The 2,954-nt window shown below is 58.9% G+C and carries 4 protein-coding genes; 1 reads left to right on the forward strand and 3 read right to left on the reverse strand.

Annotated elements, in window-relative coordinates; all coding sequences use genetic code 11:
* From ABYW26_RS12735 to ABYW26_RS12745, 3 genes are all read right to left on the reverse strand, one after another.
* A partial coding sequence (locus ABYW26_RS12735; protein ID WP_372605278.1) for an acyl-CoA dehydrogenase family protein occupies positions 1-581 on the reverse strand: 581 nt, incomplete at its 3' end.
* A 62-nt stretch (positions 582-643) separates the two neighbouring features.
* Entirely contained in the window at positions 644-1,426 is a 783-nt protein-coding gene (gene badI, locus ABYW26_RS12740) for a 2-ketocyclohexanecarboxyl-CoA hydrolase (RefSeq protein WP_372605279.1), read from the reverse strand.
* A gap of 14 nt (positions 1,427-1,440) precedes the next feature.
* A complete protein-coding gene (locus ABYW26_RS12745; RefSeq protein WP_372605280.1) occupies positions 1,441-2,208 on the reverse strand; it encodes an SDR family NAD(P)-dependent oxidoreductase in 768 nt (255 codons plus the stop codon).
* A 302-nt stretch (positions 2,209-2,510) separates the two neighbouring features.
* Here ABYW26_RS12745 and ABYW26_RS12750 point away from each other — a divergent pair, with 302 nt between their 5' ends.
* Positions 2,511-2,918: a MarR family winged helix-turn-helix transcriptional regulator gene (locus ABYW26_RS12750; protein WP_372605281.1), complete on the forward strand. Its 408-nt coding sequence runs from the start codon at positions 2,511-2,513 to the stop codon at positions 2,916-2,918.
* Positions 2,919-2,954: the final 36 nt, after the last annotated feature.

Below are 2,954 nucleotides of genomic sequence, written 5' to 3' on the forward strand. Positions count from 1 at the left end.
ATCCCCGGCAGGTCCAGCGGGATCAGGATGGCCGACACGCCATGGGCGCGGTCTTCGGGTTTGCCGGTGCGGGCGAAGGTGACGACGCCCTTGGCGATCTGGTTGGCGGAAATCGAGGTTTTCTCGCCATTGATGATGTAATGGTTACCGTCGCGCTCCATCTTCAGGCCCAGATTGGCCGCGTCCGAGCCGCCTTTGGGTTCGGTCAGGGCAATGGCCAGCATATGCTCGCCCGCGGTCAGGCCGGTCAGCCATTCACTGGCGATCTCGGGCGCCGCGAACTGACGCAGGATCTGCCCGTTCAGCGAGGCCAGCAACGAAGCATAGGCGAAGGTGAAATCAGCGCGGGCGATTTCTTCGACGATCACGCCGGAATAAAGGAAGTCCGCCCCCATGCCGCCGAATTCCTCGGGCAGTTCAGGCGCAATCAGGCCCAGTTCGCCCATCTCGCGCAGCAGGTCCATATCGAACTTGCCAGCCTTTTCGCGCGCCATGTAACCGGGCGCGACACGCTCTTGCGCGAATTTGCGCGCCAGTTCGCGGATCTGGTCCAGCTCTTCGGTATCGAAAATCGTTTTCATCCTGCCCTCCCATGCGCAGGTTCATGGTGGCTGGGGCAAGGCGCCCCGGCCAAACCCTTGCGTTACTTGCCGAATTTACGGAAATCAGGCTTGCGTTTTTCCTTGAAGGCGATGCCGCCTTCCTTGCTTTCGTCGGTGTCGTAATACAGCGACAGGCCCAGCATCCCGAGGCCCGCGATGCCGCGCTGATGTTCGGTGTCCATGTTGAAGCTGCGCTTGGCCAAAGCGATGGCGGTCGGCGATTTCTCCATGATCTCGGCGCACCAGCGATCGACTTCGGCGTCCAGTTCTTCATGCGGGACAACGGTGTTGACCAAGCCCATTTCCAGAGCTTCCTGAGCCGAATAGCGGCGGCACATATACCAGATTTCGCGCGCTTTCTTCTCGCCCACGACGCGGGCCAGAAAGGCGGTGCCAAAGCCCGGATCGACCGAACCGACCTTGGGGCCAACCTGACCGAATTGCGCCCGGTCACCGGCAATGGTGAAATCACAGATCGTGGCCAGAACGTTGCCGCCGCCAATGGCGAAACCCTGAACCTTGGCGATCACCGGCTTGGGCACGTCGCGGATGATCGAATGCAGGTCTTCCATTGGCAGGCCGATGGTGCCGCGGCCGTCATACTGACCTTCATGGGCCGACTGGTCGCCACCGGTGCAGAAGGCTTTTTCGCCCGCGCCCGACAGAACGATCACGCCGACGGATTTGTCCCAACCCGCACGGTTGAACGCATGGATCAGCTCTTCGCAGGTCTGACCACGGAAGGCGTTGTATTTGTCAGCGCGGTTGATGGTGATATGCGCAGCGCCGTCTTTGACGGTGTAAAGAATGTCTTGATAGTCCATGATCCTGTTGCTCCTTAACCGTGCATCGTCAGGCCGCCCGAGACAGAGATGACCTGTCCGGTGATGAATGCCGCGTCATCGCTGGCAAGAAAAAGGATTGCGCCCGGAAGGTCTTCGGGCTTGCCCAGCCGACCCAGCGGCACAGCGCGGGTAAAGGCAGTGCGCAGCTTTTCCTTGTCGCCGGCGGCCTCCATGAAGTTTTCCAGCATCCCGGTTTCGGTGACACCAGGGCAGACCACGTTCGAGGTGATGCCACGACGCGCTTGTTCGCGAGCGATGGTTTTCGAAAAGGCGATCACGCCAGCCTTACAGGCCGCGTAAACCGATTCACCCGACGAGCCGCCGCGACCCGCGTCCGAGCCGATCGACACGATACGGCCAGCGCCACGTTCGGACATGCGCTCAAGCACGGGGTGCGTGATGTTCAGCACAGCGCGCAGGTTGATGTCGATGATCTTGGTCCAGAAATCAGGGCCGCTTTTCAGGAAGGGCACGAACAGGTCCCAGCCAACGTTGTTCACCAGAATGTCGATGGCGCCGAATTCGTCTTCGATCCGGGCAACCGCAGCGACCGTGGCGTCGAAATCGGTCAGGTCGACCGAAAATGCCATGCCTTCGCCACCCTGGGCCTTGATCTTGGCAACGACGCCGTCAGCGGCCTCTTGGTTAAGATCAACGACCGCGACGCGCGCGCCATCTTCTGCGAAACGAAGACAGGTTGCCGCACCAATGCCACCAGCACCGCCAGTTACGACAACAGTTTTACCTTTAAGACCTCTCACGTGAGTCCTCCCAAAAAATTTCAGATATGAGAATTTTGGCCATTTCACGCCTATTTTACGGGTTATCTCGTAAATCAGCGTGGAAGCAGTGCCTTCATCCTCCCTGATTCAAAATAGACCAGAATCACCATTTTATGTCAAGCTATTTACATTTTATTTCCACACGGCCCTGACGATGCAGCATTGACCCGCCGGTAAAAAACGCGCAACTTGCCTCAATGAAAGACAATGATCTCACGCAAAACATCGACCTGGATGACCTTGGAAACCGGTTGTTTTTCCGGCTCTATCAATGCGCGAACATGATGCATAAGACCGGCACGCGCGCGCTTGAGGAGACCAAGATCACCACGCAGCAATGGGCGATCATCGGCGCCTTGGCGCGCGATGGGATGGAAAAGGGAATCTCGGTTGGCGACCTGACGCGATTCCTGCTGGTCAGCCGCCAGAACCTGACCGGGGTGCTGTCGCGGCTGGAGGCCCATGGCCTGATCGAACGGGTCGTGTCACCCACTGATAGCCGCAGCCGCCTGATCCGCTTGACGGAAGGCGGCCGCGCTGTGTGGAAAAATGATATGCGCGACCGGATCGCCGATTTCTATGACGCGGCGCTTGAGGGGTTCTCGAGCACCGACAAGATCCACGCCATCCACTATTTCGACAAGCTGCTCCAAAACATGAAGCAGCTTGACCCGGATTCGCAATCATAGACCAAGACGGTCTTTCGCCTGAGCCGCCATCGCACA

This window comes from Actibacterium sp., assembly GCF_041584535.1.
GTDB lineage: Bacteria > Pseudomonadota > Alphaproteobacteria > Rhodobacterales > Rhodobacteraceae > Actibacterium_D.

Coding starts and splice junctions, on each gene's coding strand:
- badI (WP_372605279.1), bottom strand. CDS start 1,426: ATGGACTATCAAGACATTCTTTACACCGTCAAAGACGGCGCTGCGCAT.
- ABYW26_RS12750 (WP_372605281.1), top strand. CDS start 2,511: ATGATGCATAAGACCGGCACGCGCGCGCTTGAGGAGACCAAGATCACC.